Origin of the sequence: Amycolatopsis camponoti (genome assembly GCF_902497555.1) — a bacterium.
In the GTDB taxonomy this organism is placed as follows: domain Bacteria; phylum Actinomycetota; class Actinomycetes; order Mycobacteriales; family Pseudonocardiaceae; genus Amycolatopsis; species Amycolatopsis camponoti.
The window spans coordinates 2,434,090-2,454,079 of sequence record NZ_CABVGP010000001.1 but is presented as its reverse complement, the minus strand read 5'-3'; the positions used below and the strand labels follow the sequence as shown (position 1 = coordinate 2,454,079).

Annotated in this window: 17 protein-coding genes; 4 read left to right on the top strand and 13 right to left on the bottom strand. The window is 71.5% G+C overall.

The window, feature by feature from the left end; all coding sequences use genetic code 11:
- Positions 1-97: 97 nt before the first annotated feature.
- Positions 98-1,363, bottom strand: a complete 1,266-nt coding sequence (locus AA23TX_RS11775) for a GGDEF domain-containing protein (protein ID WP_155542572.1) — start codon at positions 1,361-1,363, stop codon at positions 98-100.
- A 451-nt stretch (positions 1,364-1,814) separates the two neighbouring features.
- On the opposite strand from AA23TX_RS11775, the gene AA23TX_RS11770 reads away from it, so the two are divergent.
- Together AA23TX_RS11770 and AA23TX_RS11765 are read left to right on the top strand one after the other, a co-directional pair.
- On the top strand, positions 1,815-2,723 hold the full coding sequence (locus AA23TX_RS11770) for a chitinase (RefSeq protein ID WP_230862431.1): 909 nt from the start codon (positions 1,815-1,817) through the stop codon (positions 2,721-2,723).
- A 135-nt stretch (positions 2,724-2,858) separates the two neighbouring features.
- The gene (locus AA23TX_RS11765) at positions 2,859-4,232 is read left to right on the top strand and encodes a purine-cytosine permease family protein (protein WP_155542571.1); all 1,374 of its coding nucleotides are present in this window, start codon (positions 2,859-2,861) and stop codon (positions 4,230-4,232) included.
- Here AA23TX_RS11765 and AA23TX_RS11760 read toward each other — a convergent pair.
- Together AA23TX_RS11760 and murJ are read right to left on the bottom strand one after the other, a co-directional pair.
- The gene (locus AA23TX_RS11760) at positions 4,196-4,681 is read right to left on the bottom strand and encodes a hypothetical protein (RefSeq protein WP_155542570.1); all 486 of its coding nucleotides are present in this window, start codon (positions 4,679-4,681) and stop codon (positions 4,196-4,198) included. The genes AA23TX_RS11765 and AA23TX_RS11760 overlap by 37 nt on opposite strands.
- 127 nt (positions 4,682-4,808) lie before the next feature.
- Entirely contained in the window at positions 4,809-6,590 is a 1,782-nt protein-coding gene (murJ, locus tag AA23TX_RS11755; RefSeq protein WP_155542569.1) for a murein biosynthesis integral membrane protein MurJ, read from the bottom strand.
- Positions 6,591-6,722: 132 nt separating this feature from the next.
- Between murJ and map the strand changes: the two genes are divergently transcribed.
- Complete coding sequence (gene map, locus AA23TX_RS11750) at positions 6,723-7,505, top strand: type I methionyl aminopeptidase (protein ID WP_155542568.1); 783 nt, start codon at positions 6,723-6,725, stop codon at positions 7,503-7,505.
- Positions 7,506-7,542: 37 nt separating this feature from the next.
- Here the strand turns inward: map and AA23TX_RS11745 are convergent, their stop codons facing one another.
- Both AA23TX_RS11745 and AA23TX_RS11740 read right to left on the bottom strand, forming a co-directional pair.
- Positions 7,543-7,800 carry a hypothetical protein gene (locus AA23TX_RS11745; RefSeq protein ID WP_155542567.1) on the bottom strand — a complete coding sequence of 86 codons (258 nt, stop codon included), beginning with the start codon at positions 7,798-7,800 and terminating at the stop codon, positions 7,543-7,545.
- A 343-nt stretch (positions 7,801-8,143) separates the two neighbouring features.
- On the bottom strand, positions 8,144-9,184 hold the full coding sequence (locus AA23TX_RS11740; RefSeq protein WP_155542566.1) for an aldo/keto reductase: 1,041 nt from the start codon (positions 9,182-9,184) through the stop codon (positions 8,144-8,146).
- A 121-nt stretch (positions 9,185-9,305) separates the two neighbouring features.
- On the opposite strand from AA23TX_RS11740, the gene AA23TX_RS11735 reads away from it, so the two are divergent.
- On the top strand, positions 9,306-10,178 hold the full coding sequence (locus AA23TX_RS11735) for a helix-turn-helix domain-containing protein (protein WP_155542565.1): 873 nt from the start codon (positions 9,306-9,308) through the stop codon (positions 10,176-10,178).
- Here AA23TX_RS11735 and AA23TX_RS11730 read toward each other — a convergent pair.
- Genes AA23TX_RS11730 through AA23TX_RS11695 form a run of 8 tightly spaced genes read right to left on the bottom strand, consistent with a single transcriptional unit; the run spans position 10,105 to position 19,878 of the window.
- Complete coding sequence (locus tag AA23TX_RS11730) at positions 10,105-10,701, bottom strand: TetR/AcrR family transcriptional regulator (RefSeq protein ID WP_155542564.1); 597 nt, start codon at positions 10,699-10,701, stop codon at positions 10,105-10,107. The two genes, AA23TX_RS11735 and AA23TX_RS11730, sit on opposite strands and share 74 nt — an antisense overlap.
- The gene (locus AA23TX_RS11725) at positions 10,698-11,531 is read right to left on the bottom strand and encodes an SDR family oxidoreductase (protein ID WP_155542563.1); all 834 of its coding nucleotides are present in this window, start codon (positions 11,529-11,531) and stop codon (positions 10,698-10,700) included. The genes AA23TX_RS11730 and AA23TX_RS11725 overlap by 4 nt, the downstream gene beginning before the upstream one ends.
- Before the next feature lie 10 nt (positions 11,532-11,541).
- Entirely contained in the window at positions 11,542-12,708 is a 1,167-nt protein-coding gene (locus AA23TX_RS11720; protein WP_155542562.1) for an acyl-CoA dehydrogenase family protein, read from the bottom strand.
- Complete coding sequence (locus AA23TX_RS11715) at positions 12,705-14,654, bottom strand: acetyl/propionyl/methylcrotonyl-CoA carboxylase subunit alpha (RefSeq protein WP_155542561.1); 1,950 nt, start codon at positions 14,652-14,654, stop codon at positions 12,705-12,707. Before AA23TX_RS11715 ends, AA23TX_RS11720 begins: the two co-directional genes overlap by 4 nt.
- A gap of 7 nt (positions 14,655-14,661) precedes the next feature.
- A complete protein-coding gene (locus AA23TX_RS11710) occupies positions 14,662-16,260 on the bottom strand; it encodes an acyl-CoA carboxylase subunit beta (RefSeq protein ID WP_196425284.1) in 1,599 nt (532 codons plus the stop codon).
- Positions 16,257-17,405: an acyl-CoA dehydrogenase family protein gene (locus AA23TX_RS11705; protein WP_155542560.1), complete on the bottom strand. Its 1,149-nt coding sequence runs from the start codon at positions 17,403-17,405 to the stop codon at positions 16,257-16,259. Before AA23TX_RS11705 ends, AA23TX_RS11710 begins: the two co-directional genes overlap by 4 nt.
- Positions 17,402-19,090: an acyclic terpene utilization AtuA family protein gene (locus tag AA23TX_RS11700; protein WP_155542559.1), complete on the bottom strand. Its 1,689-nt coding sequence runs from the start codon at positions 19,088-19,090 to the stop codon at positions 17,402-17,404. The genes AA23TX_RS11705 and AA23TX_RS11700 overlap by 4 nt, the downstream gene beginning before the upstream one ends.
- Positions 19,087-19,878 carry a TIGR03084 family metal-binding protein gene (locus AA23TX_RS11695; protein ID WP_155542558.1) on the bottom strand — a complete coding sequence of 264 codons (792 nt, stop codon included), beginning with the start codon at positions 19,876-19,878 and terminating at the stop codon, positions 19,087-19,089. Before AA23TX_RS11695 ends, AA23TX_RS11700 begins: the two co-directional genes overlap by 4 nt.
- Positions 19,879-19,990 lie beyond the last annotated feature (112 nt).

Below are 19,990 nucleotides of genomic sequence, written 5' to 3'. Positions count from 1 at the left end.
GCGCGGGTCGCCGTGACGTCCCGGCCCAGCGGCTCCTCGATGGTCTGTGCGTGGCCGTCGACGGCGTTGCCCGGCCGAGGGTCGCGGGCAAGACGCGCTAGCCGGGTTCGACGCAGATCGTCCGGTTGCGGCCCGCCGCCTTCGCGCGCAGCACCGCCGCCTCCGCCGCCAGCAGCGCGTCCGCCAGGAGCCCGTCCACGCAGTCCGCGACGCCGATCGACACCGTCACCCCGACGAACTGCGGCCCGTCGCCCGAGGCCTTCAACGCCACCAGCGTCGAGGCGATCCGGAGCCGGATCCGCTCGGCGATCGCCATCGCGTCGAAGCGGCCCGTGCCCGGCAGCAGCACCGCGAACTCCTCGCCGCCGGAGCGGCCCACGAGATCGGCGGCACGGACCTCGTCGCGCAGGGTGTCGGCGACCGCGCGCAGGACGGCGTCGCCGATGCGGGCGCCGTAGCGGTCGTTGAGCTGGCGGAAGTGGTCGAGGTCGAGCAGCAGCACGGCCTGCCCGGGGCCGTGGCGGCCGAGGCGGTTCAGCTCGGCTTCGGCGGCGCCGCGCCACGACGCCGCGGTCAGCACGCCGGTACCCGGGTCGAGGGTGACGTGGTCGCGGCGGCCGCGGCCCAGCCCGCCGCGGTGCAGCACGACGGTGGCGCCGGCCAGCAGCGGGACCAGCAGCGGCGCGGCCTCCACGGCCCAGGCGAGCGGCAGGGCGGACGCCGTCATCGCGGCGTCGAACGCGTGTCCCGGGAGAGCTTCACGGGGGCGGCGGGGACCGTCGGCGGCGGTCACGAGCGCGGCGTTCACCGCCAGGAACACCACGCCGGCGACGGTCAGGAGGACGACGGTGCGGGCGTCGAGGACCTCGCCCAGCGGCCGGCCGCCGGTCGCGGTGAGGAACGCCCCGGCGACGAGTCCGGCCAGCGCCGTCGCGGCGGCGCCGAACACCTGCCGGTACACGGGTCTTCTGCGGACCCGGAACCACTGGTGCAGCGCGGAGAGCACGACCAGCGCGACGGCGAGACCCGGCCGGAGCACCAGTACTCCGGCGAAGATCCACGGGGTGTCGACGCCGGGACCGAGGAGGGTGTCTTCGCGGTGGCGCTCCACCGCCCGGGCGAGCTCGGCCGACACCAGCATCCCGCCCACGAGCAGCGCGAACGGCACCAGCATCGTGGCGAGCGGCGGAAACCGCAGGGCCGCGAGCACGGTGGCGGCCACGGCGAGGACGTCGATCGCGACGAAGTAGAGGGCCTGGCCACGCCGCGGCAGCCGCCACAGCGCACACCGGCTCAGCACGACGACGGGCAGGAACCGGCCCGGGCGGCGTTCTCCGCCGGCGGCGACCGAATCCCCCACCATTTCGGCAAAGTAGCCGGAATGCGGCGCGCTGTCACTCCGCCTTCAGGGGAATCTCACGTCGCCGCCGCTCACCAGGGATCTTTGGAGGGTCCAGGCGGGCTTGCCCCCCGGCTGGGGTCCGGGGCCCGGACCCAGAAGATGTAGCCGTCCGCGCACAGTAAGTCATATTTCCGACCCTCGGAGGGTTGACATACAACATTGGTCTAGTCCACTGTGTGGTGGCACGCAATGCTCCTCCCGGGATGATCCCGCCGCCTCAAACCGGAGGTGCTCCATCCACCACGTTTGGAGGACCCCCATGCTGCATCGTTCATCGCCGATCCGCCCACAGTCACGGCCGAACCACTTCGTTGCGACGGTTACTCGTCGCGCGAGGGGCGGCCTGCTTTTGGCCGGATCGGCGAAATCCCTGCACCGTCTGGTCACCCTCGCGGTCGCGGCCGGAGCCGCGATGGCGACGGCGGTCGGCCTCGCCCCGCAGGCCATGGCCGCGGTCGACCCGGTGCTCGCATCGCCGTACCTGTACCAGTGGGGCGGGCAGACCAGCCCGACCGCGGCGATGTCCGCCACCGGCGTGAAAGCGTTTACCCTCGCGTTCGTCCTGTCCGACGGCACCTGCAACCCGAAGTGGGACGGCAGCCGTTCGCTGACCGGCTCGGACAAGACGATGATCCAGAACATCCGCAACGCGGGCGGGGACGTGATCCCCTCGTTCGGCGGCTGGTCCGGCACCAAGCTGGGCTCGAAGTGCACGTCGGCCTCGGCGCTGGCCGGCGCGTACCAGAAGGTGATCGACGCCTACGGCCTCAAGGCGATCGACCTCGACATCGAGAACACCGACGAGTTCCAGAACAACACGGTGCAGGACCGCATCCTCAACGCGGTCAAGCTGACCAAGCAGAAGAACCCGAACCTGAAGGTCGTCATCACCATCGGCACCACCACGACCGGCCCCGACTCGTGGGGCAAGCGCCTGATCAACCAGGCCAAGGCGATCGGCGCCCCGGTCGACGTCTGGTCGGTCATGCCGTTCGACTTCTCCAGCGGCGGCGACATGGCCGCGCACACGAAGTCCGCGGTCGACGGGCTGAAGAACCAGCTCAAGACCACGTTCGGCTGGAACGACGACACCGCCTACCGGCACAGCGGCCTCTCCTCGATGAACGGCAAGACCGACAACGCGGGCGAGACGGTCACGGTCGCGAACTTCAACTCCATCCGCGGCTACGCGACGAGCCACCACCTGGCCCGCTTCACGTTCTGGGCCACCAACCGCGACTGCAGCGGTGGCGGCGAGTGCAGCGGCATCTCGCAGGACAAGTACGCCTTCACGAAGATCGTCGCCGGGTACGCCGGCTGACCCCTGATCCCGTAGTGGGGCTGTCGAAGGCCCTCTCACCGGCATCGGGGCCGGTGAGGGGGTCTTCGCGGGGTTTCCGGTGACCGGGACGGTTTCCGTCACACCGCCGCAATCTTCGTCACCTACCGTCCTCGCATGACGAACCCCGAAGAGCCCGGCTACGGCGCCAAGCTGGTGGCCGTCGAACCCGGCGGGGTCGAGCCCGTCGCCGATTCCGACCGCCACGGACGGCCACGGCAGCTGGCCTGGACGTGGGCGTCCCCCAACCTCGAGTTCGCGACGATCTTCGTCGGCGTCCTCGCCGTCACCGCGTTCGGGCTCTCCTTCACGCAGGCCGCGCTCGCCGCCGTCGTCGGCAACGGGCTCGGCGCCGCCGCGCACGGCGTCCTGAGTGCCCGCGGGCCGCGTTACGGCGTGCCGCAGATGGTGCTCGGGCGGGCCGCGTTCGGCTACCGCGGGAACCTGGTGCCCGCCGCGCTCATGTCGGTCATGGCCGGCGTCGGCTGGTTCGCCGTCAACAGCGTCAGCGGGGCCTTCGCGCTCGCCGCCCTCACCGGCCTGCCCACCGTCGCCTGCCTCGTGCTCGTCGTCGCGCTGCAGATCGTCATCGCGTTCTTCGGGCACAACCTCGTCCAGGCGTACGAGAAGTACGTCTTCGTCGTCCTCGCCGTCGTGTTCGCCGCCGCGAGCGTCGTCGTCTTCGGGAAGGCGGGCGCCACCACCAATTCCGGCAGCGTGGGCGGGTTCCTCCTGGCCGTCGGCACCGCGTTCGGCTACACCGCCGGCTGGAACCCCTACGCCGCCGACTACACGCGCTACCTGCCGAAGACCGCGTCCCCGCGCGCGATCGGCCTCTACGCCGGCGGCGGCCTGTTCCTCTCGACCACGATCCTGATGCTCGTCGGCGCCGCCTCGGCGACCATCGCCGGCGCGGCCGACGACAACCCCACGACGGCGTTCACCGGGCACCTGCCCGGGTTCCTCGCCGCCGCGACGCTGCTGGCGATCACGCTCGGCGCCGTCGCCGCGAACGTCCTCAACGTCTACTCCGGCGCGCTCGCCTTCCTCACCCTCGGGATCCGCCTGCCGCTGGCCTGGCGCCGGGCCGCCGTCGCGCTCGCGTTCGGCGTCGTCGGGTTCGTGCTGGCGTGGCTGGGGCTGGCCGACGCCGGGCACGCGTACGAGAACTTCCTGCTGGTCATCGCCTACTGGATCGGGCCGTGGCTCGGCGTGCTGCTGGCCGACCAGCACCTGCGCCGCGGCACGGAGTTCGGCGAGCTGCTCGCCGACCGGCACCACCGCAACGTCGCCGGCTTCACCGCGTTCCTCGTCGGGCTGGTGGTCTCCGTCGGGCTGTTCGCGAACCAGGCGGTCTACACCGCGCCGATCCCGAAAGCGGTGCCCGGCACCGGCGACCTGACGTTCGCCGCCGGGTTCGTGCTCGCCGCCGGGACCTACCTGCTGCTGCGGCGTCAGCGCACCGGGGTCCCGTCGCGACGGCAGCCGTAGGGGTAGCACCGGTAGTCCGGGGTGAACGTCGGGAGGGTGACGGTCGTCGTGGGTGACGGCGGCAGGTCGACCGTCACCGTCGGCGTGGGGGTCGGCGTCTGGCGCGCGTGCATGACCACCGGCGACGGTGTCGTCGTCCGCGTCGGCACGGCGATCGCGGTCGAGGTCGCGGTGGGGACGCCGGTGGCCGGCTGCAGCTGCGGGAACTGCCGGGACCCCGGGGCGGGTTCGGTGCGCGTCGCCAGGGCGAGCACGAGCCCGCCGAGCACCACGATCACCGCCGACGCCAGCGCGATCCGGCCCGCGGCGCCGTGCGGCTCGGCGTCGGGATCACGCCGGGCGGCCACCTCGGCCGAGCGCGAACCGGGTTTCCGCGGTCGCGCCCCGGCCTCTCGCAGCAGTTCGTCGACCGTGACCCGGTCCCGCCGCCTGCGCGCCCTGCGCGTCATGCACGACCTCCGCCCCATCGCTGATCCGGATGGATCGTAGAAAGCCGCGCGGCAAAAGTAAACGCGCTGATCGCAGCGGTCTCGTTACCGTTTCGAGACATCCGGATCACGCTCCCGGCCGTAGTCGTCAACGAGAGGCGAAGCGACGCAGGAGAGCGCCCGCGCGCCGGGTCACCGGAGTGAACTCCGGGAGCCTCAGCAGTGCCAGCAAGCCGAACGGGACGGCCATCCCGAGCAAGGTCTGGACCGGCAGTTTCACCCAGGCCGCGGCGATCACGCCGAGCGAACCGGGCACCGCGTAGCCGGCGAGCACCGCGGCGCCGACGCCGAGGGCGCTGACGGAGAGGGTGATCATCCCGACCCGCAGGGATCGCTTGCTGCGCAGGTGCCCGAGCCGGACCCAGAGCCAGACCTGGCCGAGGACGGCGCCGACGACGAACCCGGCGCCGTTCACGAGCATCACGCCGAGGACGATGTGCTCGCCGTCGAGCAGCCCGCGGCAGAGCAGCAGCAGCGGGATCTTCACCGCGGTCATCACGAGCATGATCAGCGTGGGCGTGCGAGCGTCCTTCATCGCGTAGAACACCCGCAGCTGCAACATGACCAGCGCGAAGGGCAGCAGCCCGACGGCGGAGACGGCCAGGGTCTGGCCGAGCCGCTCGGCGTCGCCGAGGGTGCCGCGGCCCCAGGTGAAGATCGCGATGCCGACCGGCGTGCCGACCACCGCCAGCACGGCGGAGATCGGCACGAACAAGACCGTCGAGATGCGGGAAGCGAGCGAAAGGTCGCCGACGAGCGAGGCCGTGTCGCCGTCGGCGGCCGCGCGGCTCATCCGCGGCATCAGCGCGGTCAGCAGCGAGACGCCGAGAATGCCGTACGGGAGCTGGAAGAGCAGGGACGCGTAGCTGTAGGCCGTGACGCCGCCGCTGGTCCCGTGGGTCAGCACGCGGGTGGTGACGACGAACCCGACGTGGCTGACCACGACGTAGCCGAGGATCCACGCGGCGAGCCCGCCGAACTCCTTGATCCGCGGGTCGAAGCCCCAGCGCCAGCGGAACCGGAACCCGGTGCGCAGCAACGCCGGGACCAGCACCGCGGCCTGCACGACGATGCCGAGCGTGGTGCCGAGGCCGAGGACCAGCAGCTTCGGGTCGCCCATCCGGACCGGGTCGAGCGTCAGCTCCCCCGGCACGACGGCGAACAGGACGAGCGTGGCGGTGACGACGACGTTGTTCAGCACCGGCGCCCAGGCCGGCGGGCCGAAGACGTTCTGCGCGTTGAGGATCGCCGAAAGCAGCGCGAAGAGGCCGTAGAACAGGATCTGCGGCAGCAGCAGGTACGCCAGGGCGGTGGTGAGCCCCGAATTGGCCGTCGCGGACGATTTGTCGACGTAGAGCGCGGTGAACAGCGGCGCGATCGCCACCGCGACGGCCGTGCCGACGGTGAGCAGCACCAGCGCCATCGTGATGAGCCGCTGGGTGTAGGCGCGGCCGCCGTCCGGGTCGTCCTGGGAGCGGACGAGCAGCGGCACGACGACGCTCGCGAGCACGCCGCCGAAGAGCAGCTCGAAGACGATGTTGGGCAGGGTGTTCGCGACGGTGAAGGAGTCGTTGACGACCCCGGTCCCGACGACGGCGGCCAGCAGCAGCTTCGCGACGAACCCGGTGATCCGGCTGACGGTCGAGGCGACGGCCATCCGGCCGCTGGAGCGGGCCAGCGACGAGCCGGCGCCCTCGCCGCGGCCGGCGCTGACGGGCGAGGCGGGCGGCCGCGCGACGATCTGGGTGGCGAACTCGTCGTAGGGCCGCCGGGAGACGTCGGGGTCGCGGGTCGGCCAGTGGGCGCCGCGCAGGTCGCTGGGGAGGAAGACCGTCGCTTCGTCGTCCGCCGCTGGTGGGGGTTCCGCCATGGCTCAAGCCTGCCAGGTCGGACGGCCTTCCGGGCGCTCCGGCGGGCAGCCGGTCCCGCCTGGTATTTCTATACCGGAGCCGTGCTACGGTTCCGGTATAACTATACCGACAACGGGGGACGCGAGGGTTTCGTGATCGAACTGAAGACGCGTGCGGAGATCGAGCGCATGCACGTGACGGGGCGCTTCGTCGCCGAGGTGCTCTCGGAGGTCGGCGAGCTCGCCGACGTGGGCGTCAACCTCATGGACCTGGAGCACCACGTGCGCGGCATGATCAAGCGCCGCGGGGCGGAGTCGTGCTACTGGGACTACGCGCCGTCGTTCGGCGAGGGCCCGTTCCGCAACGTCATCTGCCTGTCGGTCAACGACGCCGTCCTGCACGGCCTGCCGCACGACTACGTGCTGCGCGACGGCGACGTGCTCACCGCCGACCTCGCGGTCACCATCGACGGGTGGGCGGCCGACTCGGCGCGCACGGTCATCGTCGGCACCCCCGCCGAGGAGGACCTGCGGATCATCCGCGCCACCGAAGAAGCGCTGGAGGCGGCGATCGGGGTGGCCCTGGCCGGCAACCGGCTGGGCGACATTTCGGCGGCGATCGGGGCCGTGGCCCGCGACTACGGCTACCCGGTCAACACCCAGTTCGGCGGGCACGGCATCGGCCGGACCATGCACGAGGACCTGCACGTCTCCAACACGGGCACGGCCGGGCGCGGGATGAAGCTCAAGCCGGGCCTGACGCTCGCGCTCGAGCCCTGGTTCGCCCGAACCACCGACCGGATCGTCTTCGACCCCGACGGCTGGACCATCCGTTCGGCCGACGGCTCCCGCACGGCCCATTCCGAGCACACGGTCGCCATCACCGACGGCGATGCCCTGGTCTTGACCCGGCGGGAATCGGAATCGAACACATGAGCGAGTCCACGACACTGCGTGACACGCGCGCGGGCGCTCAGGCGGCGGCGGTGATCTCCAGCGCGGCGCGCCCGGCCTCGGTCAGCTCGGCCGGGACGCGCCCGGCGGCGGCCTCGACGGCGGGACGCAGGTAGCCACCGTGCGCCAGCGCGTGGGCCGTCATCTGATCGCAACAGGCGAATCCGTCGATGAAGAGGTCGGGCTCGCAGCTGCAGGACATCTGCGCACGGCCTGCTGCCACTGCCTTCAGCATCGCCATCGCTCGGTGGGTGAGCTCGACTCCTGAACCGGACACCGGACTGCCTTCCTCTGCGTACTTGCTACGTATAGTCATTCGCCCGTTGGGCCGATTGTGTTACTTACAACACTATGACGCTTCGGACCCGGGTGGGGTTCCGGATTGGTCCGGCGTGTCGCCGACCGGTTCAGGGGTCACGGCGAGCGGTTCAGACCACCGGCCCGTCGGCGGCACACCGAAACCGCCGGGCGCGCCGGGGTGTCGACCGACCGCCGGACGAGCTTTCGCACGGCAGGAGACCGGCGGGTGGCATGTCGGCCACGGCCTCGATGCCGGTCCCCATGCCCACGACAGCGGGGGACGGCCGGGTGCCGGCGTCGTCCCGGCACCCGGCCGGCGGTCAGCGGCGGGCTTCGAGCTTCAGCTCCCCGCGCATCACCGCGCGGATGTGGTCCCCGGCCAGCAGATCGTGCGGATAGCCGAGGTCGATCGCGCTCGCCTCGTCGAGGCGCGTCAGCTGGGCCGCGGTGAACTCGACCGCCAGCGCGCCCAGGTTGCCCTCCAGCTGCTCCGGAGTCCGGGCACCGACGATCGGCGCCGTCACGCCCGGGTTCCGCAGGGTCCAGGCCAGCGCGACCTGGGCGGGCGTGTGGCCCAGCTCCACCGCGACCTCCGCCACGACGTCGGCGATGGCCAGGTTCCGTTCGGTGACCACGCCCAGCCCGGCGTTGAAGCTCGCCCGGGTCCCCGCGGCGGGAGCGGTGCGGTACTTGCCCGTCAGCACCCCACCCGCCAGCGGCGAATACGGCGTCACGCCCAGCCCCATCGCCCGCGCCATCGGGATCAGGTCGCGCTCCGCGGCCCGGTTGACCAGGTTGTACTCGACCTGCAGCCCGACCAGCGGCGACCAGCCGCGCAGGTCGGCGATCGCCTGCATGCGCGAGATCTCCCAGGCCGGGACGTTGGACATCGCCACGTACAGGACCTTGCCCCGGCGGACCAGGTCGTCGAGGCCGCGCAGGATCTCCTCGACCGGCGTCGCGAAGTCCCACACGTGCAGGTACAGCAGGTCGAGGTAGTCCGTGCCCAGCTGCCGCAGGCTGGCTTCCACCGACGCGAACAGGCTCTTGCGGTGCGAGCCCGCGGAGTTCGGGTCGCCGGGCCGGCGCAGCGTCGTGTACTTCGTGGCCAGCACCAGGCTCTCGCGGCGGTCGCGGGCGAACTCGCCCAGCTGGCGCTCGGCACTGCCGTTCGTGTACGTGTTCGCGGTGTCGATGAAGTTGCCGCCACGCTCGACGTAGGTGTCGAACAGCTTGCGGGCCTCGGACTTCTCGGCGCCCCAGCCCCACTCGGTGCCGAAGGTCGCCGTGCCCAGCGCGAGCGGGGAAACCCGCAGCCCGGAACGGCCCAGCAGCCGGTAGCTGTCGAGGGTGAGCGACATGGTGTCCTCCTTGGTTCGTCGTCGGTTCGTCGTCGGCAGCGAGTCTCCGTGCGCGCGGCGGCCGGGGTAAGGGAAGGACTTTCCTGGGAACACCGGTCCCACCCCGGCGGTTGCAGCGATCATGACGACACCCACCGTGGAGCTGGGCGCGTTCCTGCGGGCCCGGCGCGAACGCCTGGACCCGAGGGACTTCGGCCTGCCGCCGCGCCGGCGGACCCCGGGGCTGCGCCGCGAAGACGTCGCCGAGCTGGCCGGCATCAGCGTCGACTACATAGTGCGGCTGGAGCAGGCCCGCGGACTGCGGCCCTCGGCGGACGTCGTGGAAGCGCTGGCCGGGGCACTGCGCCTGGCTCCCGACGAGCGCGCGTACCTTTTCGACCTGGCGCGGCAGCGTCCCCGCGACACCGACCGGCTCGCCACCACCGCGGCGCCGCCGCTGGCCCGGCTGGTCGCCGACCTCTCCCCGCTGCCGGCCATGCTGCTGAACCACCGCTACGACGTCCTGGCCTGGAACGCCGGGATGGCGAGGCTGATGGTGGATTTCGGCACGCTGCCGCCATCGCGGCGCAACGCCGTGTGGATCTGCCTCATGCACCCGCGGGTGCGCGAGTTCTACGTCGACCGGGAACGCGTGGTGCGGGACGGGATCGCGCACCTACGCGCCGCGTGGGCCGCGCACCCGGACGACCGGGCGCTGACCGGCCTCATCGCCGAGCTGACCGACGGCGACGCGGAGTTCGCGCGCCTGTGGGCCGAACGGGACGTCAAGGTCAACGCCCGCGGGCGCAAGGTCGTGCGGCACCCCGAGGCCGGGGTGCTGGCCCTGCACTTCGAGACGCTCAGGCCGGTCCAGGACCCGGACCAGCTGCTGGTCATCCACCGCGCCGCCGACGAAGAGAGCCAGGCGGCGCTGGACCGGCTCACCCGAGCCGCAGCTCCAGCGTCCGCGCCCATTCCCGCACGATCTGCTTCCGGCGCCGCGTGTCGTCCGTGAGCAGGTTCGCCAGGCCCAGCCCGCGCGCCAGGTCGAGGGTGGCCTGGACCAGCTCGCGCACTCCCGCGCGGGACTCGTCGACGCCGAGGAGCTCCACCGTCACCCGGTGGGCCTCGCGCCCGACCCGCGCTTCCAGCGGTACCAGCACGTCCCGCAACGCGTCGTCGGTCGCCGCGACGGACCACAGCTGCAGGGCCGCGCGGAACAGCGGCCCGGTGTAGAGGTTCAGCACCATCTCGACGACGCGCTCGATGCGCGACGCCCCGCTCGGCAGGTCCGCGGCCTGGGCCCGCAGCTCGTCGATCTGCGCTTCGCCGAGGAGGTCCACGGCGGCCGCGACGAGGGCTTCCCGGGTCGGGAAGTGGTGCTGCGCGGCGCCCCGGGAGACGCCCGCGCGCTCGGCGATCACGGCGACCGTGACGCCGTGCCAGCCGCGCTCGCCGAAGCTGTCGAGCGCGGCCTCGATCAGCCGCCGCCGCGTGGTGCGGCTGCGTTCCTGCTGGGGTTCGCGGACGCCGGTCAAGCCGGATCGACCCAGAAGTCGAGCTGGAGGTCCTCCTCCGAACCCCCGATGCGGTACTTCGCGAAGTCCGTGACGCCGGCCGCGCGCAGCACCTCGTCGTCGAGGAAGAAGTTCCCGGTCGCTTCGCCGCTCGGCTTGGTGAGGATCGCGTACGCGGCGTCGGCCATGATCTCCGGCGTCCGGCTGCGGTCGGCCAGTTCGGCGCCGACGACGTTGCGGATCGCCGCCGTGTCGATGGTCGTGCGCGGCCACAGGGAGTTGACCGCGACGCCGTCCTTCTTGAGTTCGGCCGCGAGCCCGACGGTCACCAGGCTCATCGAGTACTTCGCGATGCTGTACGCGAGGTGTCCGGCGGTGAACCACTTCTCGTCCAGGCTGATCGGCGGCGACAGCGTCAGGATGTGCGCGTTCGCCGACTTCCGCAGGTGCGGGATGGCCAGCTTGGACAGCAGGAACGTGCCGCGCGCGTTGATGTCCTGCATCAGGTCGTAGCGCTTCATGCTGACCTGCTCGGTCGGCGTCAGGTCGATCGCGCTCGCGTTGTTCACGACGATGTCGATGCCGCCGAACTGCTCGACGGTCTTCGCAACGGCCGCCGCCACGCCGTCGTCGTCGCGGACGTCGCCGAGGATCGGCAGCGCGTGCCCGCCGGCCTTCTCGATGGCTTCCGCGGCGGTGTAGATGGTGCCGGGCAGCTTCGGATGCGGTTCGGCGGTCTTGGCCAGCAGCGCGACGTTCGCGCCGTCCTTCGCCCCCCGGAGCGCGATCGCCTCGCCGATGCCACGGCTGCCGCCGGACATGATGATCGTCTTGCCGTCCAATGTAGACATAGCGACTCTCCTAGTAGGACTTCGGGAGGCCGAGGCTGTGCTGGCCGACGAAGTTGAGCACCATCTCGCGGCTGACCGGCGCGATCCGGCCGAGCCGGACGGCCGTGACCAGCGTCCCGAGGCCGTATTCGGTCGCGAGCCCGTTGCCGCCGTGGGTCTGCACGGCCTGGTCGGTCGCGCGGATGGCCACCTCGGCGGCGGCGTACTTGGCCATGTTGGCCGACTCCCCCGCGCCGAAGTCGTCGCCGGAGTCGTAGAGCGACGCCGCCTTCTGCGTCATCAGCTTCGCGAGCTCCAGCTCGATCTTGATCTCGGCCAGGGGGTGCGCGAGGCCCTGGTGGGCGCCGATCGGGGTGCCCCAGACCTGCCTCTGGTTGGCGTAGGAGGTGGCCTTGGCCAGCGCGTACCGGGCGATGCCGAGGGAGAACGACGCGCCCATGATGCGTTCCGGGTTGAGGCCGGCGAACAGCTGCGCGATCGCCGCGTCCTCCTCGCCGACCAGCGCCTCGGCCGGCAGCTTGACGTCGTCGAGGAACAGCGAGAACTGGTTCTCCGGCGCGACGATGTCCATCGGGATCTTCGTGTACTCGAAGCCCTCGGTGCCGGTCGGCAGGATGAACAGCGCAGGCTTGAGCCGGCCGGTCTTCGAGTCCTCCATGCGGCCGACGACGAGCACCGCGTCGGCCTCGTCGACGCCGGAGATGTAGACCTTGCGTCCACTGAGGACCCAGCCGTCGCCGTCGCGCTTGGCGGTGGTGGTGATCTTGTGCGAGTTCGACCCGGCGTCCGGCTCGGTGATCGCGAAGACCATCCGCTTGCTGCCGTCGGCGATGCCCGGCAGCCACTGCTTCTTCTGCTCCTCGGTGCCGAACCGGGAGATGACGGTGCCGCAGATGGCCGGCGAGACGACCATGAGCAGCAGCGGCGAGCCCGCGGCGGCCAGCTCTTCGAGGACCGCGGCGAGGTCGGCGATGCCCGCGCCCCCGCCGCCGTACTCCTCGGGGATGTTGACGCCGAGGTAGCCCAGGCGGCCGGCCTCGTCCCACAGCTCGTGGGTCTTCTCGCCGGCGCGGGCCTTCTTCGCGTAGTACTCGTGCCCGTACTTGGCGCCCAGTTCGGCGACGGCCTTGCGGAGCGCGATCCGCTCTTCGGGCTCGATGAAGTTCATGGCGTTCATTCTTCGTCTCCCACCACAGCCAGGATTGTGCCCACTTCGACCTGCTGTCCGACGGTCACCGGCAGCTCGGTCACCACGCCGTCGGCGGGTGCCGCGATGCGGTGTTCCATCTTCATCGCTTCGAGCCAGAGCAGGGGGTCGCCGGCCTTGACCGGGTCCCCGGCCCGCACGGCCAGCCGGACCACGGTGCCCGGCATCGGCGCGACCAGCGACCCGGCGGCCAGCGCCGCGTCCGGGTCGGCGAACCGCGGTGCCGCCGTCAGCGCCACCGAACCGAGCGCGGAGTCCACGTAGGACACTCCGTCGTGCCGGGCGACGTCGAAGGTGCGCCGCACCCCGGCGACGTCCAGGACGACCCGGCCGGGCTCGGCCGACACCAGCCCGGCGTCGATCCCGTCCGCTTCCAGCCCGTCGCGAGTCAGCGAGTAGACCACCTCGTACTCGCGGTCCGCGACGGAGAAGACCTTGCGCTGCCCGGCGGAGCGGACGTTGCGCCAGCCGCTGGGCAGCCTCCCCTGGGTGGTCGCCGACGCCCGGTTGCCCGCCGCGTCCGCGAGGGCCGCGGCCAGCGCCGAAAGCCGCTCGGTGTCCACAGTGGCCAGTGGCGCGGCCAGGGTGTCGAGGCCGTGGCGGTCGAAGAACGCGGTGTCGGTCTCCCCGGCCAGGAACGCCTCGTGCCGGAGGATGGTCACCAGCAGGTCGCGGTTGGTGACGACGCCGTGGATCTTCGACGCCACCAGTGCCTTCGCGAGCCGGCGGGCGGCCTCCGCGCGGGTCGGCGCCCAGGTGATCACCTTGGCGAGCATCGGGTCGTAGTGGACGCCGACCACGGACCCGCTCTCGAAGCCGGAGTCGAGCCGTAGCCCGGCGCCTTCGGTGAACCGGCGGTCCACATCGGGCACTTCGAACGTGTGCAGCGTGCCGCTCTGCGGCTGCCAGCCCGCGGCGGGGTCTTCGGCGTAGAGCCGGACCTCGATGGAGTGGCCGACGGTCGGCGGCGGGTCGGCGGGCAGTCGCTCCCCTTCCGCGACCCGCAGCTGCAGCGCGACCAGATCCAGCCCGGTGACGTTCTCGGTGACGGGGTGCTCGACCTGCAGCCGGGTGTTCATCTCGAGGAAGTAGAACCGGCCGTCGGGTCCGGCGAGGAACTCGACCGTGCCCGCGCCGACGTAGTCGATGGCCTTGGCGGCCTTGCGCGCGGCGTCGAACAGCTCTTCGCGCATCGCTTCGTCGACGAACGGCGACGGCGCTTCCTCGACGACCTTCTGGTGCCGGCGCTGGATCGAGCACTCGCGCTCCCCCACCGCCCACACCGTGCCGTGGGTGTCGGCGAGCACCTGGACCTCGATGTGGCGTCCGGTCTCCAGGTACCGCTCGCAGAACACGGTCGGGTCACCGAACGCCGACGCGGCCTCCGCACTCGCGCCCTCCACCGCCTCGGCCAGCTCGTCGAGGGAACGGACCACGCGCATCCCGCGTCCGCCACCCCCGGCCGAGGCCTTGACCAGCAGCGGCAGGTCTTCTGCCGTCACCGAGTCCGGGTCCAGTTCGGACAGCACGGGCACGCCCGCGGCGGACATCAGCCGCTTGGACTCCACTTTGGAGCCCATCGTCTCGATGGCTTCCGGCGGCGGTCCGACCCAGGTCAGCCCGGCGTCGAGGACGGCACGGGCGAACGCGGCGTTCTCGGACAGGAAGCCGTAGCCGGGGTGGACGGCGTCGGCGCCGGTGTCGGCCGCGGCCTTCACCAGCAGCTCGGCCCGCAGGTACGTCTCGCTCGGCGCGTTGCCGGGAAGACGCACGGCCGCGTCGGCTTCGAGGGTGTGCGGCGCGCCGGCATCGGCGTCGGAGAACACCGCGACCGTGCCGATCCCGGCGTCGCGACAGCTGCGGAACACACGGCGGGCGATCTCACCGCGGTTGGCGACCAGCAGGTTCTGGATCATCGCTCACTCACATCCGGAAGACGCCGAAGCCCTCGGCGCCCTTCACTGGTCCATTGTGGATCGCCGACAGGCTGAGCCCCAGCACGGTGCGGGTGTCGCGCGGGTCGATGATGCCGTCGTCGTAGAGCATGCCGGAGAGGAACATCGGCATCGACTCGGCCTCGATCTGGCCTTCGACCATGGCGCGCATGGCCTTGTCGTGCTCCTCGTTGTACTCCTGGCCGCGCGACTCAGCTGCCGCGCGAGCCACGATGGACAGCACGCCGGCCAGCTGCGCCGGGCCCATCACCGCGGATTTCGCGCTCGGCCAGGCGAAGAGGAACCGGGGATCGTAGGCGCGGCCGCACATCCCGTAGTGCCCGGCGCCGTAGGACGCTCCCATCAGGACGGACAGGTGCGGCACCTTCGAGTTCGACACGGCGTTGATCATCATCGCGCCGTGCTTGATGATGCCGCTCTGCTCGTACTCCTTGCCGACCATGTAGCCGGTCGTGTTGTGCAGGAACACCAGCGGCGTGTGGATCTGGTTGGCCAGCTGGATGAACTGCGCGGCCTTCTGCGACTCCTCGCCGAACAGCACGCCCTGGGCGTTGGCCAGCACGCCGACCGGGTAGCCGTGGATGCTCGCCCAGCCTGTGACGAGCGAAGAGCCGTACAGCGGCTTGAACTCGTCGAAGTCGGAGCCGTCGACGACGCGGGCGATCACCTCGCGCGGGTCGAACGGCACCTTGAGGTCGGTCGGCACGATGCCGAGCAGGTCCTCGGCGTCGTACAGCGGCTCGTCGTACTCCGGCTTCGGGGAGGGCCCCTGCTTCGTCCAGTTGAGACGTTTGATGATGTTGCGGCCCAGGCGGATCGCGTCCTGCTCGTCGACGGCCAGGTAGTCGGCCAGGCCGGACGTCCGCGCGTGCATCTCGGCGCCGCCGAGCGACTCGTCGTCGGACTCCTCGCCGGTGGCCATCTTGACCAGCGGCGGCCCGCCGAGGAACACCTTGGCGCGCTCCTTGACCATCACGACGTAGTCCGACATGCCCGGCAGGTACGCCCCGCCGGCGGTGGAGTTGCCGAAGACCAGCGCGACCGTCGGGCAGCCCGCGGCCGAGGCCCGCGTGATGTCCCGGAAGATCCGGCCGCCGGGGATGAAGATCTCCTTCTGCGTCGGCAGGTCCGCGCCACCCGACTCGACGAGGTTGATCGACGGGAGCCGGTTCTGCGCGGCGATGTCCGCCGCCCGGAAGCTCTTCTTCGTCGTCCACGGGTTGCTCGCGCCGCCCTTGACCGTCGGGTCGCTGGCCGAGATCAGGCACTCGACGCCTTCGACGACCCCGATGCCGGTCACGAGGCTCGCGCCGACGCGGTAGTCGGTGCCCCACGCGGCCAGCGGCGACAGCTCCAGGAACGGCGAGTCCTCGTCGAGCAGCAGCTCGATCCGCTCACGGGCCAGGAGCTTGCCGCGCTTGCGGTGGCGCTCGACGTACTTGTCGCCGCCGCCGGCCACGGCTTTGGCCTGCTCGATGTCGATCTCGGCGAGCTTCTCCAGCATCGCCTCGCGGTTGGCACCGAACTCGGCGGCTCGCGTGTCCACTGTGGACCTCAGAGTAGTCACGACGTGTATCCCAATCGCTTCGCGGCCAGGCCGGTGAGGATCTCGGTGGTGCCGCCGCCGATGCCGAGGATCCGGACGTCGCGGTAGTGGCGCTCCACTTCGGACTCGCGCATGTAGCCGAGCCCGCCGTGCAGCTGGACGGCCTCGTTGACCACCCACTCGGCGGCCTCGACGGCGGTGTTCTTGGCAAAGCAGGCCTCGGCGATGACCTCCTCGCCCGAGACGTGCCGGATCGCGGCTTGCCGGGCGTAGGTGCGGGCCACGTCCACGCGACGAGCCATCTCCGTGAGCTTGTGCTGCACGACCTGCCGCGAGATGAGCGGACGGCCGAACGTCTCGCGCAGCCGGCACCAGTCCAGCGTCAGGTCGAGGGCCCGCTGGGCGTGCGAATACGCCTGCACGGCAAGCGAAAGACGCTCGGTGACGAACTGCGTGGCCACCTGCGCGAACCCGCTGTTCTCGGCGCCCACCAGGTTCTCCACCGGCACCCGGACGTCCACGTAGGACAGTTCGGCGGTGTCGGAGCAGAGCCAGCCCATCTTCTCCAGCTTGCGCGACACGGTGAAGCCGGGCGTCCCGCGCTCGACGACGATCAGCGAGAGCCCGTGCGCGCCGTCGCCGCCGGTGCGCACGACCGTCGTGACGAAGTCGGCGCGGCAACCGGACGTGATGTAGGTCTTGGCGCCGTTGATGACGTACTCGTCGCCCTCGCGCACGGCGGTGGTGCGGATCCCGGCGACGTCCGACCCGCCGTCCGGCTCGGTGACGGCCAGCGAGCCGATCTTGTCGCCCGCCAGCGTCGGCCGGACCCAGCGCTCGATCTGGACGGGGTCGCCCGCCTCGGCGATGTGCGGGACGGCGATGCCGCAGGTGAACAGCGACGCGAACAGCCCGCCGGAACCGCCCGCGTAGTGCATCTCCTCGGCGATCACCAAAGCGTCCAGGTAGTTGCCGTCCCCGCCGCCGACCTCTTCGGGGAAGCCGACGCCCAGCAGGCCGAGGTCGCCGGCCTTGCGGTGCAGGTCGCGCGGCAGCTCGCCCTCGCGCTCCCAGTCGTCGAGGTGCGGCAGGACCTCCTGCTCGACGAACTTGCGGACGGTCTCGCGCAGCTCGGCCCGCTCGGGCGTCCGGAACGGATCAGTCACAGGAGCACCTCGGGGACGTCGATTTCGCGGGACCGCAGCCATTCCCCGAAGGCCTTGGCCTGCGGGTCGAACCGCGCCTGCGACGCGACACCCTCGCCGAGGATGCCTTCGACGACGAAGTTCATCGCGCGCAGGTTCGGCAGCAGGTAACGCGTCACCGGCAGGTCGGCGGTCTCGGGCAGCAGCAGCTTGAACTCCGCGACGGTCAGCCGGTGCACCAGCCACCGCCAGGCCTCTTCGGACCGGACCCAGACGCCGAGGTTGGCGTTGCCGCCCTTGTCGCCGCTGCGGGCGCCCGCGATCGTGCCCAGCGGCACCCGGCGCACCGGCCCGTGGTCGAGCGGCTCGGGCAGGGCGGGCTCGTCCACTTCGGACAAGTCCAGAGTGGACGACGAAGGCGCTATGTCGACACGCATGCCGTCCGGCAGCACGGCGACGTGCGGGACCTGCCCGGCGTCCACGTAGGCCGCGGTGTAGACGCCGTAGGGCGAGGCGTCCGACGGCGGCGCGGTGACGTGGAACCCGGGGTAGCTGGCCAGCGCCAGCTCGACGGCGGCGCCGGTGAACGCGCGGCCGGCGACCTTGGGGTCGGCGTCCTTGACGGCGACGTGCAGCAGGGCGCTCGCGGTCTGCTCGGTGTCGGCGTCGGCGTGGTCGGTGCGGGCCAGGGTCCACTTGACGTCGGCGGGCGGCCGGTCCTTCAGCGCCGCTTCGAGCTGTTCGCGCACCAGCGCGGCTTTCGCGTCGATGTCGAGTCCGGTGAGGACGAACGTCGTCTCGTTCCGGAAGCCGCCGAGGGTGTTGAGCGCGACCTTCAGCGTCGGGGGCGGAGCCTCCCCGCGGACGCCGGAGATCCGGACGCGATCCGGCCCGTCTTCGGCGAGCGAGAGCGTGTCGAACCGGGTCGTGACATCCGGCCCGGCGTAGCGCGCGCCGGTGATCTCGTACAGCAGCTGCGCGGTGACGGTCCCGGCGTTCACCACTCCCCCGGTGCCCGGGTGCTTGGTGATGACGCTGGAGCCGTCGGCCTCGATCTCGGCGATCGGGAAGCCCGGGACGCCCAGGGAGTGCTCGGTGAAGAAGGCGTAGTTCCCGCCGGTGGCCTGCGCGCCGCACTCGATGACGTGCCCGGCGGCGACGGCGCCGGCGAGGGCGTCGTAGTCGTCGCGGGCCCAGCCGTAGTGCGCGGCGGCCGGGCCGACGATCACCGAGGCGTCGGTGACGCGCCCGGTGACGACGACGTCCGCGCCCGCGTTCAGGCATTCGACGATGCCCCAGGCGCCGAGGTAGGCGTTGGCCGTCAAGGGTTTTCCGAGGTTCAACTCGTCGGCGCGCGCGACCAGGTCGTCGCCTTCGACGTGCGCGATCTTGACGTCGAGCCCGAGCTTCGCCGCCAGCTCGCGGAGGGCGTCCGCGAGCCCGGCGGGGTTGAGCCCGCCCGCGTTGGCGACGATCTTGACGCCCTTTTCCCGCGCCAGGCCGAGGTTTTCCTCCATCTGGCGCAGGAACGTCTTGGCGTAGCCGCGGTTCGCGTCCTTCATCCGGTCGCGGCCGAGGATGAGCATGGTCAGCTCGGCCAGGTAGTCCCCGGTGAGCACGTCCAGGGGGCCGCCGGTGAGCATCTCCCGGACGGCGGAGAACCGGTCGCCGTAGAAGCCGGACGCGTTGCCGATCCGGTAAGTCATGCGAACTGCCCCGGCTTGCGGCCTTCCCCGGGCGGACCCGCGAAGGCCTGCGCGATGGTCAGCCATTCTTCGACGTCGGCGCCGTGCGCGACGAGGTCCGTGTCGGCCGGGTGCCGCCGCTGCGTGACGACCAGGCAGAAGTCGACGGCGCTGCCGGTGAGCTTCTGCTCGGCGTCCTCGGGCCCGAACGCCCAGGTAGATCCGTCGGGCGCGATCAGCTCGACGCGAAACTCTTCGGACGGCGGCGCGAGGGAGTTGAGCAGGTAGGCGAAGTCGCGGGTGCGGGTGCCGAAGCGGGCGATGTGCCACAGCCGCGCGGTCGGCTCACGCGTCAGGCCGAGAGCGTCGAAGATGTCCTGGCCGTGGGCCCACGTTTCCATCAGCCGGGCGGTGACCATGGAGGCCGCGCTCATCGGCGGGCCGTACCAGGGCAGCTTCTGCCCGTCCGGCACGGCGGCGAGCGCCGCGGCCAGCTCGGCCCGCCCGGCGCGCCAGTCGTCGAGGATCTCCTGCGGCGGGCGCTCGGCCCCGGCCGCGGCGCCGTCGTCGACGTAGGTCTCCCCCACCTTGAGGAGCTCTTCGACCTCGGCCTGCCAGTCCTCCGGGTGGGCCGCCGCGATGAGCGCCTTGCGGTCGGTCCAGGCCAGGTGGGCGATGGTGTGCGCGATAGTCCACCCCTCGGCCGGCGTCGCGCGCGCCCAGTCGGACGCGGGCAGGTTCGCCACCACGTCGTCGATAGTCCGTGATTCCGCGTCGAGATCCCCGAGGATCACGCCGAGGTCCGCCATCCGCCGCCTCCTTGCGTCCTGGTGCCCAGCGTCGCACCGGCCGCCGGAAAAATCAAGCGCGCCTGATTGTTTCGCCTCGGACGCTGCGGACCCACTATTGACATCTTGCCAG

What these genes read in the sequence shown, in the direction of transcription:
- AA23TX_RS11775 (WP_155542572.1), bottom strand. Translation starts at nt 1,363, where the DNA reads ATGGTGGGGGATTCGGTCGCCGCCGGCGGAGAACGCCGCCCGGGCCGG.
- AA23TX_RS11770 (WP_230862431.1), top strand. Translation starts at nt 1,815, where the DNA reads ATGGCGACGGCGGTCGGCCTCGCCCCGCAGGCCATGGCCGCGGTCGAC.
- AA23TX_RS11765 (WP_155542571.1), top strand. Translation starts at nt 2,859, where the DNA reads ATGACGAACCCCGAAGAGCCCGGCTACGGCGCCAAGCTGGTGGCCGTC.
- AA23TX_RS11760 (WP_155542570.1), bottom strand. Translation starts at nt 4,681, where the DNA reads ATGACGCGCAGGGCGCGCAGGCGGCGGGACCGGGTCACGGTCGACGAA.
- murJ (WP_155542569.1), bottom strand. Translation starts at nt 6,590, where the DNA reads ATGGCGGAACCCCCACCAGCGGCGGACGACGAAGCGACGGTCTTCCTC.
- AA23TX_RS11740 (WP_155542566.1), bottom strand. Translation starts at nt 9,184, where the DNA reads ATGTCGCTCACCCTCGACAGCTACCGGCTGCTGGGCCGTTCCGGGCTG.
- AA23TX_RS11735 (WP_155542565.1), top strand. Translation starts at nt 9,306, where the DNA reads ATGACGACACCCACCGTGGAGCTGGGCGCGTTCCTGCGGGCCCGGCGC.
- AA23TX_RS11725 (WP_155542563.1), bottom strand. Translation starts at nt 11,531, where the DNA reads ATGTCTACATTGGACGGCAAGACGATCATCATGTCCGGCGGCAGCCGT.
- AA23TX_RS11720 (WP_155542562.1), bottom strand. Translation starts at nt 12,708, where the DNA reads ATGAACGCCATGAACTTCATCGAGCCCGAAGAGCGGATCGCGCTCCGC.
- AA23TX_RS11715 (WP_155542561.1), bottom strand. Translation starts at nt 14,654, where the DNA reads ATGATCCAGAACCTGCTGGTCGCCAACCGCGGTGAGATCGCCCGCCGT.
- AA23TX_RS11700 (WP_155542559.1), bottom strand. Translation starts at nt 19,090, where the DNA reads ATGACTTACCGGATCGGCAACGCGTCCGGCTTCTACGGCGACCGGTTC.
- AA23TX_RS11695 (WP_155542558.1), bottom strand. Translation starts at nt 19,878, where the DNA reads ATGGCGGACCTCGGCGTGATCCTCGGGGATCTCGACGCGGAATCACGG.